This is a genomic window from Methylotuvimicrobium sp. (assembly GCF_050611805.1).
Classification (GTDB): Bacteria; Pseudomonadota; Gammaproteobacteria; order Methylococcales; family Methylomonadaceae; genus Methylotuvimicrobium.
Window position 1 is genome coordinate 81763 of sequence record NZ_JBNGHF010000005.1, and the last position, 16232, is coordinate 97994.

Consider the following 16232-nt stretch of genomic DNA (forward strand, 5'->3'; position numbering starts at 1 on the left):
TAGCGGCTAAAGTAGGCCTTCTTATTTATTAAAACCCCGAAAACGCCGCCATGACCATTCAACCGCCTTCGAAACGCCCTCGCCCCCATGAAGAAAGCCCTACCTCGGCTTGGCGGCAAACCTTGAACCGGATCATTTTCGGCGCTGAAACCAAAGCAGGAAAGGCTTTCGACGTTGTTTTGATCATCATGATCTTACTCAGCATCGTCGCAGTTATGCTCGATAGCGTCGAAACGATACGTAATCAATATCGACAACTGCTCTATTTATCGGAATGGTTTTTTACGCTGTTATTCACGCTCGAATATATTTTACGCCTACTTTCGGTACGCCGCCCCTTGCTGTATGCACGTAGTTTTTTCGGCTTCGTCGATCTGCTCTCGATCCTGCCGACTTATTTGGGACTACTGATTCCCGGCGTCGGATATATGCTGACATTGCGAATCTTACGATTGCTGCGCATATTCAGAGTATTGAAGTTATCCGAATACATGCGCGAAGCTAACGTTCTACTGATTGCACTAAACAATAGCTTTCGAAAAATTGCGGTATTTTTGTATACGGTCTTGACGCTGGTCGTGGTATTCGGCGCTCTGATGTATATCATCGAAGGTAGCGAAGCCGGTTTCACAAGCATTCCCAGATCGGTCTACTGGGCCATCGTCACGATCACCACGGTCGGTTATGGCGACATTTCGCCACAAACCGCATTAGGACAATTACTCGCCTCGACTATCATGATCATGGGCTACGGAATCATCGCCGTGCCGACTGGCATTTACAGCGCGGAACTGATGAAAAGCCAAAAGCAAAGCCGAATAGACAACAGACCGTGCCCCGATTGCGGCGCGACCGGCCACGACTTCGACGCCGTCTATTGTAAATATTGCGGGCACCGGTTGAAAGAAGATGAGTAAAACTCCTGTTTCTCCAAAACGATATACTGCTCTTTACAGATCAAAATTTGGTGCGGGGGAACTGTCAATAGACGCCAGGCAGGGCTAAATTCTGCACCCTCGACAACCGCAAGATTATAGCTTTCGCACTTTAAATTTCGGCAGAACTAAAGAAGGCGTCTAAACGATGATCGATAAAATCTAGATACAACGCAGATATAAGGCTAACAGCGAGAAAACCGGCTTTGAAAGGCATTGTAATGGCGCAACGTCGACACAGTTTTGTGTCACAGTAGACAATGTGAAAGCGGAGGGGAGAGAGAAGGGGTTAGATTTGGATGGGGTGAACGACGGGGCTCGAACCCGCGACAACCGGAATCACAATCCGGGGCTCTACCAACTGAGCTACGATCACCACAGAAAAGTATTTCAACAGGAGATGGCACGCTTGGCAGGACTCGAACCTGCGACCCTCGGCTTAGAAGGCCGATGCTCTATCCAGCTGAGCTACAAGCGCAGTATGGTCGGGGTAGAGGGATTCGAACCCCCGACATCCTGCTCCCAAAGCAGGCGCGCTACCAAACTGCGCTATACCCCGATTGACCTTCGTGAATGAGTTCGAATCTTGTCTAACTATCCACCCGTGAAGAGCTGCGTATGATAAAGACTCTCATGACTTTCGTCAATAGATTTTTTTAATCTTTAATAATAAACTCAAAAAGTAATTCAACCTACTCCCTTTTGATTGAAAAACCGTCTAAGAATAAAAGGTATGGGATGTATCTATCGAGGAACGCCGTGACCCCGTCCATGGGGGCTTAACGGCAGCGCTACCTACCGCCGACACCTGCCAATCGAGTTACCGAACCCTCCGTAAAATAGGGAAGTTATTTGCGACTAAATCCTTAAACATTCTCGCCAACCTTTTTGGTGAGCGAAAGCGCTATACAAACGTATAACAAGTTATTGGTAACTATTCAGTCCCCCGGCAATTATCGTTCCCGCGCTCTGCGCTCATAGTTATATACCTTTCGTACTTCAAATTTCGGCAGCGCCTGACTGAGGAGGCACCGGGGTGTGCGGCCCCTCACCTAACGCTAGGTGAGAGGCCAGCATGGAGCTGGCATAGAGCCTACAGGGAGTTATTCACGGCGCCCTTTGACGGACATCCCGGTGCCGAATTTTGATCTATGATGAGTATACATAAATTGTAGGGTACGCTTCGCGTACCTTTATGCCGTTAAACAGCAAATTTCTAGCCACATCAAACCATGAGGGCTTGGTTAATATTGGAGGGGCTGCCATGGTACGCACAGCTTATCTCAAAGAGATGTGTATAACGGCGAACGCTCGGCGTTCGGCTTGTTTCTATAGCCTTTCTTTTACAATGCGATAAACATCATCGACTGCTTGTTCGGTGCCTTCCAAAATCAATTCGAGTTCCTGAGTCTTACGTTCGGCAAACTCCTTGTCTTTCAAGCTACCGACATTGATATAGACATTCAATGCCGCGCTTTTTAAACCGGCGTAAGCGGACATGACAGCGACGCCCGCATCGCTAATGACGCCGGTATTGCCTTTTTCGGCGGCAATCCGGCATAGCTCGATCGTTTCGAAGCAAGCTCGGGCGCATTCAAGCGGCACTTCGGTCGCTTCTTTCAATACGGACTGTATGGCTTCGGATCGGACCGCCTTTTGTTGTTCAGTCTCTTTCGGCATGCCGTAACAGGCCATCAACCGGTCAAAGACGTCGACGTCGGCCTTGATCATGCCGGTTAGCCGTTCGCGTAACGCTTCGGACCTGTCCAATAGTACGCCCATTTCCGCTTCGAATTCGGCGTATTTCGGCTTGCCTATCGTCAAGTTGCACACCATGCCAACCAGCGCGGTTGCTTGCGCGCCCATCAACGCAGCGGCACTGCCGCCGCCCGGTGTCGGCGTCTTGCTGGCCAATTCATCGAGATAGGTTTGTAACGATTTGTCTTTGATATTGGTCATGGATCGATTTGCTTATTTTGTCATTAAAGTCGTGCCGCTTCGGCGACGTTTACTCCCGACGCCAGTTAGTGCCTCCGCCCGGAACGTCTTCGAGTATCACGCCTTGTTGCTTCAATTGATCGCGTATTTTATCGGCTTCCGCCCAATTCTTGTTCTTTTTGGCGTCGATTCGCGCCTGTATCAACGTTTCGATTTGCTCGGTCGTCAAGCCTTCGGTTTGGTTATCGCCTTCTTTCAAAAAGCGCTCGGCATCGTCTTGCAATATACCCAGAACACCGCCCAGCGCCCGTATAGTGGCGGCCAATTGACTCGCCCTTTGCTTATCGGAATCTTTAACTTTATTGAGTTCCCTAGCCAGATCGAACAGCACCGACAACGCGACCGGCGTATTGAAGTCGTCGTCCATCGCTTCTTTAAAGCGCGCCTCGTAATCGGCGTCGACTTCAAACTCGCCGGCATCGATACCACGTAACGAGGTATACAGACGGGTCAACGCGACCGCCGCCTCGTCCAGATGTTCGTTGGAATAATTTAGCGGACTGCGGTAGTGGCTAGTCAAGATGAAAAAGCGCACGACTTCCGGCCGGTAGCGCTTCAATACTTCGCGAACGGTAAAGAAGTTACCCAGCGATTTGGACATTTTTTCTTCGTTGATACGCACGAAGCCGTTGTGCATCCAGTAATTGACAAACTTTTCGCCGGTCGCGCCTTCCGATTGCGCGATTTCGTTCTCGTGATGCGGAAATTGCAGATCCATGCCGCCGCCGTGTATGTCGAAATGATTACCCAGGCAACCGGTCGACATCGCCGAGCACTCGATATGCCAGCCGGGACGCCCCTGACCCCAAGGCGATTCCCAAGCTGGCTCGCCGGACTTGGCCGCTTTCCATAGCACGAAATCCAGAGGATCTTGCTTGGCTTGCTCAATCTCGACACGTTCGCCGGCTTGCAGCTCGGCAAGGTTTTTGCCGGACAAACGGCCATAGTTGCTAAATTTCGAGACCGAATAAAATACATCGCCGTTAGAACCGACATAGGCTAAGCCATTCGCAATCAACTTTTCGATCATTGCTAGGATTTCAGGAATTGATTGCGTCGCTTTTGGCTCGATGTCGGGAGGCAATACTGAAAGCGCGCGCTCGTCCTCATGCATCGCCTCGGTGAAGCGCTCGGTTAGGGCGTGGAAATCTTCGCCGTTGTCTCGTGCGCGTTGAATGATTTTATCGTCGATATCGGTTACATTGCGCACATAGGTCAGGTTATAGCCCGAGTAACGCAAATAACGCGAAACGACATCGAATACGACCATCACACGCGCATGCCCGACATGACAATAATCGTAGACCGTCATACCGCAGACGTACAAACCGGCCTTACCTTCGACACGGGGTTTAAAAAGTTCTTTTTGGCGCGTCAGAGTGTTATATATTTTCAACATGACAGATAAGGCGGGTTAACAACAAAGCAGGGCAATGTACCAAGCCGGCACTTCTCTTTCAAGACAAAAACACATAGAATTCTTGGTTACTTGTTACTCACGGGAATCAACCATGCGTACTCTTTTTACCGCTACAATACTGCTACTAGCAACAACCCATTCTTTTGCAAAGGAAAATACAATGTCAGAACAAGCAAATAAGGTCAAACTCACCACGACACTGGGTGAAATCACAATTCAATTGAATCACGAAAAAGCGCCGATCTCATCCGAAAACTTTCTGACTTACGTTAAAGATGGCTTTTATAACGGCACGATCTTCCACCGCATTATTCCGGGATTCATGGCCCAAGGCGGCGGCTTCGACGCCGATTTCAACCAAAAAGCCGTTCGCGAACCGATCAAAAACGAAGCCGATAATGGTTTAAAAAACAACCGCGGCACGTTGGCAATGGCTCGCACGCCCGATCCGAATTCGGCAACCGCGCAATTTTTCATCAATTACAAGGACAATTCCTTCTTGAATTACACTAGTCCGACTCCGAACGGCTGGGGCTATGCCGTTTTCGGCGAAGTGATCGAGGGGATGGACGTGGTCGATGCGATGGCCAAGCAACCGACCGGCAACCGCGGCATGCATCAGGATGTTCCGAAAACCGACATCGTGATCGAAAAAGCCGAAATCGTCGAATAAGACTTTTTTGCCAATGGAACACGGATGCTGCCGGTCGACATCCCACGCAAGCTTATCGTTCCCATGCCTTGTGCTCATCGTTATACATAAATTGTAGGGTACGCTGCGCGTACCAAAACATGAACATTGCGGGACTACCATGGTACGCACAGCGTACCCTACGCGGATCGCCTAGCGCTAGGTGATCCGCGAGTGTTAAGTGACAATAAATGGTATTGAGGTCTCGTTGGTTAAGATTGCGAAAAGGTAATTTTTGACTTATGTATAACGATGAGTGCTCTGCGTGGGAACGCTGCTTTAGACGCTGTGCGTCGACTGCGACAGTTAGGTTGCATGATAGACTTTAGGAAGTGCATGGGTTGGCCTTTGCTTGTTTAATCGGTCATCGGGGACGCAGAGCGTCCCGGGATGCATTCCCACGCAGAGCATGGGAACAATAATTTAATGGGAAGTTTTTTGTTACAAAGTCCTTAGCCGCATCCGTTCTCCATTCCCTACCCCGCCTTCCCCCAATTCAACAAGCCGGTCTTTTGCCCATGCCCCGCGAAATCCAATTTATTTCAGACTTGCATATCTCGCTTGAAAAAACCGAAATCACCAAGCGTTTCCTATCTTATTTGGAACGTCAGGCGCCGCGCGCCGAAGCCGTTTACATTCTCGGCGACCTATTCGATGCCTGGATAGGCGATGACGATCCGACGCCGCCGAACGGTAAAATCAGAAAGCACCTCAAACAACTAACCTCATCCTGCACGCAAGTCTATTTGCAGCAAGGCAATCGAGATTTCCTGCTCGGGCAACGATTTTGCGACGAAACGGGCGTGAATCTGCTCGGCGATTATGCCGTGATCGATTTATTCGGAACGCCGACCTTGCTGTCTCACGGCGACCTGCTCTGCACCGACGACCTCCCTTATCAAGCATTCCGCGAAAAATCGCATACCCCGGAGTGGCAGCAAAGTGTACTTTCCAAGCCTTTATGGCTAAGGCTAATCGCCGCCCGCTGGTACCGCTTGCGCAGCCATTTCCACAAACGCGGCAAAACGCAAGACATCATGGACGTCAACCAACAGACCGTTATCGAGATAATGCGCGAACACAGCGTGTTGCAACTGATCCACGGCCACACACACCGACCGGCGATCCATGAATTCGAAATCGACGGACAAAAGGCGAAGCGCTTCGTATTACCCGACTGGAAAAAAAACAGTGCACAAGTTCTATGCTGGACCAAGCAAGGCCATCGCCTCGAAGCCATTTAACATCCCAACAAATAGCGCCCCTCTTTCACCTTTCATTATCAAGCATAATACCCAAATTCCGCGTCCCGTAATCGACCGGCTAAATCGGGAGCTTGCTGCGACAATTCAACAACCTGCTCGACTGACAAGCGCAGCACGGTAATATACGTTTTAGCTCTAACCGTCGCGGTTCTGACAGCCTTGGCTGATAACGCATGCTCGCCGATAAAGCTGCCTTTACGTAATTCGGCGACATGAAAGCTTTGCCCCTGCTCATCCTGTTTGAATACATTGACGCTGCCGCTGACTAATATATAAATACAATCGCCTTTGTCACCTTCATTGAACAAGGTATCTCCAGGCAAGAAACTAATATATCGCGCCTGCTCCGCTAAGCGTTTGATTACCAACCTCGGCAAACCGGAAAACAAAGGGACGCTATCAAACCAATCATCTCGTTTAGCCAGACTCAAACTTGCCGTCATAGCCGGCAATTGTTTTTGCGCATCGAATAAGCACTGTTCTAATCGCCGAAAGACCTTAACCGACAATTTGCCTTGTTCGTATTCCTCAACAACTAGCTTATGCGAATAAAGCAGCGCCACTTCTTGAAACAGCCTGTTTTCATATTGACGATAAAAATCAGGAAATAATTCGCCGAAGCGCTTTAAACGTCCTTGCCTTCGATGCAAGCGGTTCCGATATATTTTTTTAATGATATTTAATTTGTCGCCGGATAAATTCGGGTCGGCAGTTTTAAGTTTTTGCAAAGCGACATGCGCCATCAATACACCGGCAATATCATGACGAATGAGATTCGAAAACCGGCCGCTTTGGTATTTAATGAGCAAACCGAGCGTCCACTCGTATTTGCTTAAAAAGTGGATCATCGACATTTCAAACCGCAAAAACGGATTATTTTCATCTTTAGCGGATTCGATGAGCAACAACTCCTCTATCGTTTTCGCCCGGTCTTTTCTCAATAGATCCTGAAAATTAAAATAGGTGTAATAATTAACCAGACCGATATCGTGCAACCGCGCCAACTCATCCGTTTCGGCTTGCAATGCCAACAAATGCAATTGTTTTAACTGCTGATCCTCGGACATCGGCTTGTCGCTCGACGGCAATTTTTTGCGCAAATCGAAGACAACCGAATTTTGAATATCACTGTTAAGTAAATGCAAATTAGCAAAGCTATGCAAAACATCATCGACCGAATACTTAAGCTGAATCATGCCTTGCTGTAACTCGAGCCACTCTTCATTGCTCAAGCGATCTATTTTCAACCAATGCATCAGCGGCCTAAGCGTAGATGCATTAACCAGCATACTCACCATCACAACGCCTAGCGTCAACTCTTTCAATAATTGTTTATCAGCCACTGTATCGGGTATCGAGAAAGCAATCGCCACTGCCAAACCGCCCTTCAGACCACCCCACCACATGATATGCCGGCTAGTAAGATAAATTTTAGGCAACCCGAATAAATAGTTCGTAAACGGCATGAACGCATAAATACTCACGGCTCGCGCGATTGCCACAGCCATTACCGCCCACAAAACAGGGTTCCAATTACCGAGCAACGAGAATAGATCCACCGATAAGCCGATCATAATGAACAGCAACGAATTAAATATTAAAACAATAACTTCCCAAAATTCTTTGACAACATGCTCGATGTCACCCGACAACCTCGGCAAGCCGACTATTTTAAAACATAACGCAGAAGCCAACACCGACATGACGCCCGACACATGGAAAATGCGCTCGGCAACGATGAACGCCGAATAAGCCATAATCAGCGTAAATACTAAAATAATACTGCGTCCGCTTTGAGCCAGCCTAACTATCAATTCGCTAAATAGCAGGCCGCCGAAAACACCGACTCCCGCGCCGCCGACAAACACCCGAATAAAAGCCGGAACTGCCGATAGCGAATCGGCCCAGTCGTACTGTCCGGTCAAAAGAAAACCGAGTACGATATTAAATAATACGATCGCCGTGGCATCGTTGAATAACGATTCGCCCTCTACCAATACAGCAAGCCTTCGACTGACACCAAGTTCCTTAAACAAAGCAATCACGGCGACCGGATCCGTTGCAGAAATCAGTGCACCGAACAATAGCGCGACAAGCCAATCGAGCTGTAGCGACACCACTAATCCAAGGCCAACCAGAAATGCCGAAATCAACATACCCGGAATCGCCATCACGACAACCGGAACCAGATCTTTTAATAAGGCCCGCGCATCGAGACTCATCGCGGATTCGAAAATCAATGCCGGTAAAAAGACAAACAACACCAATTCATGAGTCAATCGAAACCCACCCACAAAGGCCACTTGATCGGTCAACGTGCTAGTTAAATTAATCATCAAGCCCATTAACACTAACAAAACGGTATAAGGCAACCGCAAATGCTTGGTCAATCCGGCAATCACCATTGCAACGGTCAGAAACACCAAAACAACAGAAAGCAAGTAGGAAATTTGCATAATAGAAGGTTGTTGATACAATGAGCTCGATAAGCCGAACCCTGAGCTTATATTCCCGAACGACAGTGTAATTTAAAGGCTTGTCGTCCGCCTTAAAAGTTGACTTTTAGGAAAAAATCCTTAAATTTACACACCTGGCGCGGCACTTGTTAGTTCTCCGGTAGAGGGAATGATCGTCGCCCCATAAATTACTTAAAACTAATATTAGTCTTAAAAATCATAACCCGTATTCTGTCGCGTAACAGGATACCAGGAGGAAATATATGAAGAAGCCTGTCAAAAGCTGGCTGATTGCCTCAACTGTCGCTGCCCTGCTTGCAGTACCTGCAGTATCTCAAGCGAATAGCGAAGTTGAAAAATTGACCAAGAACCCTGCGAACTGGGCAACTTGGGGCGGTAACTATCACGGCACCCGTTACAGCGAACTCAAACAAATCAACACTTCTAACGTCAAAAACCTGCAACCTGCATGGACTTTTTCAACCGGCGTTCTGCGCGGTCATGAAGGCGGCCCTCTAGTTGTCAATGACGTCATGTATATTCACACTCCGTTCCCTAACACCGTTTATGCGATCGACCAAAAGTCTCAAGCGGTCATTTGGGAATATACTCCGCAACAAGACGCCGACGTCACGATTCCTGTGATGTGTTGCGATACCGTTAACCGAGGTCTGGCTTACGGCGACGGCAAAATCTTCTTGCAACAATCCGATACTGTCTTGACTGCATTGGACGCAAAAACCGGTAAACGCGTATGGAGCGTGCAAAACGGCGACCCTAAATTGGGCATGACCAACACCCAAGCGCCTTTGGTTGTTAAAGACAAAGTCATCACAGGCATCTCCGGCGGTGAATTCGGCGTGCGCGGCTTCTTGGCGGCTTACAACATCCGCACCGGCGAGTTGGACTGGAAAGGCTACAGCATGGGCCCCGATTCAGATACTCTGATCAATTCAAGCAAAACGACAACTTGGAAAGACGGCAAAGTTCAACTGGTCGGCAAAGACTCGAGCACCAGCACTTGGGAAGGCGACCAATGGAAAATCGGCGGCGGCACCACCTGGGGATGGTACAGCTATGATCCGGAGTTGAACCTGGTCTATTACGGATCGGGCAACCCTTCGACTTGGAACCCTGTACAACGTCCTGGCGACAACAAATGGTCGATGTCATTGTGGGCTCGTGACGCAGACACCGGCGAAGTCAAATGGGTTTACCAAATGACCCCGCATGACGAATGGGATTACGACGGAATCAATGAAGTCGCGCTAGTCGATCAAAAAATCAACGGCAAATTGCGCAAAACCGCCGTTCACTTCGACCGTAACGGTTTCGGCTACACGCTGGATCGCGTTACCGGCGAATTGTTGGTTGCCGAAAAATTCGACAAAGCGGTTAACTGGGCGACTCATGTCGACATGAAATCCGGCCGTCCGCAAGTCGTTTCTCAATACAGCACGGAATATAACGGTGAAGACGAAAACACTCAAGGCGTTTGCCCTGCTGCATTAGGAAGCAAAAACCAACAGCCTGTCTCTTACTCTCCGCAAACCGGTTATTTCTACATTTCCGGCAACCACGTTTGCATGGACTACGAACCGTTCGAGGTTGAATACACTGCCGGCCAACCTTATGTTGGCGCGACATTGTCTATGTTCCCAGCCGGTAAAGATGCAATCACAGGAAAAGAAGACGGCTCTAACAACCTAGGTCAATTCACTGCTTGGGATGCTACAACCGGTAAAATCATTTGGTCTAACAAAGAGCAATTCTCGGTATGGTCAGGTTCGTTGGCTACTGCCGGCGGTGTCGTTTTCTACGGCACTCTGGAAGGCTACTTGAAAGCGGTCGACGCGAAGACCGGTAAAGAGCTTTACAGATTTAAAACGCCTTCCGGTATCATCGGTAACGTCAATACTTGGGAATACAACGGGAAACAATATGTCGGCGTACTGTCAGGCGTTGGCGGCTGGGCCGGTATCGGCATAGCGGCCGGACTCGACGACGGATCTGACTCTTCAAACTCTGAAGGTTTAGGAGCGGTCGGCGCATACAGAAGTCTGAGCTCTTACACTAAATTGGGCGGCACATTAACTGTATTTGCATTGCCTAATTAAGAAAATATCTGATTTTTAGATAGGAACAAACCCCGGTCGATTTTCGACCGGGGTTTTTTTTTGACCGTCACACCCCACAGAACCGGAACCCAATAATCCTAAATTCGGCAGTCAGTCCACGAAATACACGAAAGTAATCATACGGTTAAATAATTCTCTTGAATCACCTATATGGTGAGCAACTTGGAAAATATAATTATTTAAATATTTTCGCAGCAATTCCCAATTTGGGGATCAAAAAGGGTGTGGGGTTATGCTTGGCGAGGATGTCAGTCAGCAGCAGGGAGCTGGCGCCAAGCCCCCATGGAGGGTTTACGGCGTTCCTCGATAGGCATACCTCACACCTTAAAATCGGCGAAACTGCTCAAACTGGGAATTGCTGATATTTTCGTGTGTTTCGTGGATAAAATGCATTTTATAGGATGATGCCCGCGTTGCAACTTAGCCTTTAGGGCTCAGATACATTAAACTATCTGACTTAGTTTCGAACCTACCAGGAGAAAAAATGACTCTCAGGACTTTATTATTTAACGTTTTGTTATGTGCCGCCATAACCTCCACAGCCAATGCCGAAGACAAATTCAGAGTCTGTGCAGACCCGTTGGATCCTCCGTATTCCACTAAAAACGGCGATGGCTTCGAAAATAAAATTGCCGAATTATTCGCCAAGAAATTGGGGCAAGACCTTGAGTACACTTGGTTTCCCAATCGCATAGGCTTTATCCGCAACACGCTGACCGCAACAGTCGGCGATTCCGAAGACGAATATAAATGCGATGTCGTCATAGGCGTCCCGGCCGGTTACGATCGAACTTTAACAACCAACCCCTATTATCATTCGACCTATGTCTTACTGATCGCCAAGAATCGTGGCTGGAACGATATCGAGTCGGCGGAACAATTAAACGATATACCGCTCCAGCGTCAAGAATCGTTACGCATTGCGATGTTCGACAGGGGGCCGGGTACGGCTTGGCTGCAAAAGTTGGGCTTACTCGATCAAGGCGTGCCTTACCAAACCATGACCGGCGATAATGAAAACAATGTGGCTATGCAGATCAATAAGGATCTAAAAGCCGGAATAATTGATATGGCTGTCCTCTGGGGGCCGATGGCGGGCCATGTGCTCTCGCAAAACCCCAAAGATAGCTTCACTGTCATCCCTATGAGCTCGTCACCGGGCATGAAATTCGATTTCTCGATAGCTATGGGTGTTCGATACGGCGATAAGGCGCGAAAAGAAATGCTCAACCGGCTCATTGACGAAAATTTCGATGACATTCAAAAAATTATCGCCGGCTACCAAGTCCCATTATTACCGATTCCAAAACAAAAAATCCGCAAAGATGACGACTAATATGAATCGTTATCTTCCCAACTAATCAGCCGGATATGTTATTCCACTTCGAGCGGTCAAGTTTTCGGCTTTTATAGTTAGACGCGAAAGTCAAAATGCAGATATAAAATCCACCAGGCTAAATCATTTGAATTTAGCCTGGTTTTTTCAGGATTAATTCTTTTTGGGAGGCGTTAACACCGCTTGCGGACCGGGTGCCGTTTGACTGTGTTTTAAGACGACCCCACCTAAAGGCGGCAAAGTGATATAGAGCGAGTGAGGCCGATTCATCCAGGCTTGTTCCTGAGTCCAAATACCGTCCGGTGAATTTATCACCCCGCTGCCACCGAATTCCTGCGCATCGGAGTTAAGAATTTCATCATAACGCCCGGCTGCCGGTACACCAATGTGATAATACTCCCGAGGCACCGGGGTAAAATTCAACGCCACAATGAGAAACGCGCCTGTCTCCGGATCCTTGCGGATATAGATCAGCACCGAGTTATGGGCATCATGGCAATCAATCCACTCAAATCCCGCATCGGTAAAATCATTGGCGTGTAAAGCCGTCTCCTTTTGATAGGTGTGATTCAGCGTCTTAACCAGATGTTGCAAGCCTTGGTGGATCGGATAGGCCAACACATACCAGTCAAGCACTTGACTGCTATCCCATTCGCGTCCTTGACCGAATTCACAACCCATGAAGAGCAACTTTTTGCCGGGGTGGGTAAACATATAAAAATACACCAAACGCAAATTAGCAAAGCGCTGCCACTCATCGCCAGGCATTTTATATAACATCGATTGCTTGCCGTGAACCACTTCATCGTGAGAAAACGGCAATAGAAAATTTTCCGTAAAGGCGTAAATCAGACTAAAGGTTAATTCTCCCTGATGGTATTGGCGATAGATCGACTCTTTTTCCATATAGCGCAACGTATCGTTCATCCAGCCCATATTCCACTTCAAATCGAAGCCCAACCCACCGACATACGGAGGCTTGGTGACTTGCGGCCAAGCGGTTGACTCTTCGGCCATGATCAACACGCCGGGAACTTGCTGATGGGTAATTTCGTTCAATGATCTTAAAAAGTCGATGGCCTCCAAATTTTCGCGGCCGCCGTATTTATTGGGTATCCACTCGCCTTCCTCACGGGAATAATCAAGATACAACATTGACGCTACCGCATCGACTCGCAAACCGTCTACATGGTATTCCTCAAGCCAGAATAGCGCACTCGAGATCAAAAAGTTCTTAACTTCATAGCGACCGAAATTAAAGATCAATGTCGACCAATCACGATGTTCACCGAGCCTTGGATCTTCATGCTCGTAAAGCGATGTGCCGTCGAACCATGCAAGCGCATGCGCATCTTTTGGAAAATGCGCCGGCACCCAATCGAGAATAACACCGATCTCATGCTGATGACAATAATCGACAAACCAGCGAAAATCTTCGGGGCTACCGAATCGGCTAGTTGGTGCATAGTACCCCGTCGTTTGGTAGCCCCACGATTTATCATAGGGGTGCTCAGTAACCGGCAATAACTCAAGATGGGTAAACCCCAAAGTTTTGGCATATTCCACCAAGGCCACCGCCAATTGCCGGTAATTGAGCAACTCGCCTTCGGAGCCTCGCTGCCAAGACCCCAAATGCACCTCGTAAATGCTAATCGGCTTGTGCTGCCAATCGAACTTCTCACGCTGTTTCAACCATTTTTGGTCATGCCAATTAAACTTATCGTTTGCCGTTACAATGCTTGCCGTATTCGGGCGAACCTCATAAAACCGACCGTAAGGATCTGTCTTTAATAAAATATCGCCGTTCTTCGCGCGAATTTCATACTTATAAACTAAGCCGGGCTCTAATCCTGGAATAAAAAGCTCCCACACCCCATTACCATGCACTCGCATTTGATGGCATCGGCCGTCCCAGCGATTAAAATCGCCGACTACGCTGACCCGCTCCGCATTAGGCGCCCACACGGAAAACAGCACGCCGGCGACATTTTCGATTTCGTGTACGCGTGCGCCTAGCAAACGGTAAGCATGCCAATGTTTACCTTCACTGAATAAATGTAAATCGTAATCCGGTAATTGCGGTCCGTAACAATAAGGATCGTAACCAATGTGCTCGTAATGGTCTTGATCGCGCCAAATCAGCCGATAGCATGGAGGAACTTGTGATGCTAAGCCATGCCATTCGAAAAGAGCCGTACCTTCAATTCGAGTCAATGGCACGTTTCCTTCGGCCAAGGCCACGGTTTCGGCATGGGGCAAAAAAGCCCGTACCACAACCTGTTTATCATCCTTGGGATGACGGCCTAAAACGGCAAAGGGATCGCTGCATTTTGCATCGACAAGACTCTGTAATTCTGTGGATAGTTTTGTTTTACTCATCTGCTTTTGCGGGAAGCCCGCGAATTTATACCCCTTGCTTGTCAAATTTCGGTGCCGGGGTGCCCGTCAAAGGACGCCGTAAATACGTCCATGTAGGCTCTATGATAGCATCCATGCTATCAAAGCCTTTGCCGAACACACCGGCACCTCCATAGGCTAATGCCGAAATTTAAAAAAGTACGAAAGGTATATCATTCGGGTGGGGATAGCTCAGCTTGCCTCGACAAGCCCGGTTCCCGCTCTCCTGTTTTAATGTGCTATCCTGGTTTTAGCATTGATTCGGCGTCGTTATTCTGGCACCTGTAATTGTAAAATCTTAACTTTTACCGAGCCGTCTACTGTGTAGTGACCATGACCCGCACCATACCCGGCAATAAGTCGAAATGATAGGGACTCGGCACATAAGCTAGCGGATACTCCGGCGATAGATCGGTAAACGGCGCGCGCGACTGAACATATTGATATAGATCGGGCGTCGAAAACTCATGGCGTTGCCAAGGGTCTTTATTTAACAAGATCAAAGCTTCTTGTTGTCCGGATAAGCTGGCTTTCCAGAAAAAGAGTATCGGCGATTGCGGATAACCGATTAGGTTAAAAGGCCCCTCCTCTTGAAATACAGGGTAATCGGCTTTCAAGGTGTTGACTTGAGTAATAAACTCGGTCAAATCCACCTCGGTATTTTCCCAGTCCTCGGGGCGCGTATGCACCACATGCAGCGGTTTGCTAAAACCGTATTCGTAACCCATCGGCATCATCACGCCGCTGCTGAATACGGCCGAAAACAAGTAACGCTGTTTTAGGGCTTCGGCATTGCCGTTGCTTTCGGCAAATAATCGAGGCGTATCGTGGCTTTCGGGAAAACTGATCGACGGGGCGGCTTGGCGCAATAATTGATACTGTTCCGGTAACCAAGGACTTTCGAAATCCCACCATTTGGAACTATTGAAAATATAATCAAACCCGGCTTGCGCGGTTTGCTTGGTTCGCTCGGCGCTGCAGCCTAGCGTTTCAGCGGTAAACACCACATCGGGATGTTTTTGTTTCGTATCCGTAATCAATTGCCGCCAAAGTTCGGGCGATAATTGATAGGCGGCATCGCAACGAAAGCCTTTAAAACCCAGATCGATGTATGACTCGATGATTTTACGATAATAGGCATAAAGCCCATTATCGTGACTGCGGCCATGATCGAGTTGCGCTAAATCCTCCCACACCACTTTATGGCCGCCGTCTTCGAGACAAAAAGGACGCTGCACCTGCCCATGCTCACGAACAAACCATTCAGGGTGCTGTTTTAACAAGGGCGAATCGATCGCACAGTGATTCAATACCAAATCGGTCATAAAGCGGAGTCGGTGTTTTTTCTCAGCCTGTTGAATCAAGGCCCGCAATTGTTGCTCGGCGGTCTTTTTGGATTTCGGATCGACTAACAGCGGGTTTAACTGAAAATAATCGGCAATAGAATATAGACTGCCGGACGCCCCGGTTTTTTGTAACGGGTTGACAAAAACCCAATCGAACCGCATCGCCGCGGCCCTTTCCAAGTGCGCCTCCCACTGCCCGAAGTGGCCTGCCAACAGGGGGAACAAGTTGTACATCCTCATGAATCGGCCT

General features: G+C 48.4%; 10 protein-coding genes and 3 tRNA genes. 5 read left to right on the top strand and 8 right to left on the bottom strand.

Features of this window, described 5'->3' with window-relative positions:
* The first annotated feature begins 50 nt into the window (after positions 1-50).
* Complete coding sequence (locus ACRJJO_RS04300) at positions 51-917, top strand: ion transporter (RefSeq protein ID WP_431064680.1); 867 nt, start codon at positions 51-53, stop codon at positions 915-917.
* Between the two features lie 318 nt (positions 918-1235).
* Here ACRJJO_RS04300 and ACRJJO_RS04305 read toward each other — a convergent pair.
* The 5 genes from ACRJJO_RS04305 to cysS all read right to left on the bottom strand — a co-directional run bounded on the left by ACRJJO_RS04305 (position 1236) and on the right by cysS (position 4332).
* A tRNA-His gene (locus tag ACRJJO_RS04305) sits at positions 1236-1311 on the bottom strand.
* A gap of 25 nt (positions 1312-1336) precedes the next feature.
* Positions 1337-1413: transfer RNA gene (locus ACRJJO_RS04310), tRNA-Arg, on the bottom strand.
* Between the two features lie 4 nt (positions 1414-1417).
* A tRNA-Pro gene (locus tag ACRJJO_RS04315) sits at positions 1418-1494 on the bottom strand.
* A gap of 770 nt (positions 1495-2264) precedes the next feature.
* Entirely contained in the window at positions 2265-2894 is a 630-nt protein-coding gene (gene fchA, locus ACRJJO_RS04320) for a methenyltetrahydrofolate cyclohydrolase (RefSeq protein WP_431064681.1), read from the bottom strand.
* Positions 2895-2943: 49 nt separating this feature from the next.
* Positions 2944-4332: a cysteine--tRNA ligase gene (cysS, locus tag ACRJJO_RS04325; protein WP_431064682.1), complete on the bottom strand. Its 1389-nt coding sequence runs from the start codon at positions 4330-4332 to the stop codon at positions 2944-2946.
* Positions 4333-4513: 181 nt separating this feature from the next.
* Between cysS and ACRJJO_RS04330 the strand changes: the two genes are divergently transcribed.
* Both ACRJJO_RS04330 and lpxH read left to right on the top strand, forming a co-directional pair.
* Complete coding sequence (locus tag ACRJJO_RS04330) at positions 4514-5026, top strand: peptidylprolyl isomerase (protein WP_431064683.1); 513 nt, start codon at positions 4514-4516, stop codon at positions 5024-5026.
* Positions 5027-5562: 536 nt separating this feature from the next.
* On the top strand, positions 5563-6288 hold the full coding sequence (gene lpxH, locus ACRJJO_RS04335; RefSeq protein ID WP_431064684.1) for a UDP-2,3-diacylglucosamine diphosphatase: 726 nt from the start codon (positions 5563-5565) through the stop codon (positions 6286-6288).
* A 38-nt stretch (positions 6289-6326) separates the two neighbouring features.
* Here lpxH and ACRJJO_RS04340 read toward each other — a convergent pair whose 3' ends face one another.
* Entirely contained in the window at positions 6327-8765 is a 2439-nt protein-coding gene (locus tag ACRJJO_RS04340) for a cation:proton antiporter (RefSeq protein WP_431064685.1), read from the bottom strand.
* 263 nt (positions 8766-9028) lie between these two features.
* Between ACRJJO_RS04340 and ACRJJO_RS04345 the strand changes: the two genes are divergently transcribed.
* Positions 9029-10882 carry a methanol/ethanol family PQQ-dependent dehydrogenase gene (locus tag ACRJJO_RS04345; protein ID WP_431064686.1) on the top strand — a complete coding sequence of 618 codons (1854 nt, stop codon included), beginning with the start codon at positions 9029-9031 and terminating at the stop codon, positions 10880-10882.
* Positions 10883-11387: 505 nt separating this feature from the next.
* The gene (locus ACRJJO_RS04350; RefSeq protein WP_431064687.1) at positions 11388-12239 is read left to right on the top strand and encodes a quinoprotein dehydrogenase-associated putative ABC transporter substrate-binding protein; all 852 of its coding nucleotides are present in this window, start codon (positions 11388-11390) and stop codon (positions 12237-12239) included.
* Between the two features lie 153 nt (positions 12240-12392).
* Here ACRJJO_RS04350 and glgB read toward each other — a convergent pair whose 3' ends face one another.
* Positions 12393-14618 (bottom strand): 1,4-alpha-glucan branching protein GlgB, encoded by a 2226-nt coding sequence (gene glgB / locus ACRJJO_RS04355; protein WP_431064688.1) that lies wholly within the window; start codon positions 14616-14618, stop codon positions 12393-12395.
* Positions 14619-14953: 335 nt separating this feature from the next.
* Positions 14954-16222: an alpha-amylase family glycosyl hydrolase gene (locus ACRJJO_RS04360; protein WP_431064689.1), complete on the bottom strand. Its 1269-nt coding sequence runs from the start codon at positions 16220-16222 to the stop codon at positions 14954-14956.
* Positions 16223-16232 lie beyond the last annotated feature (10 nt).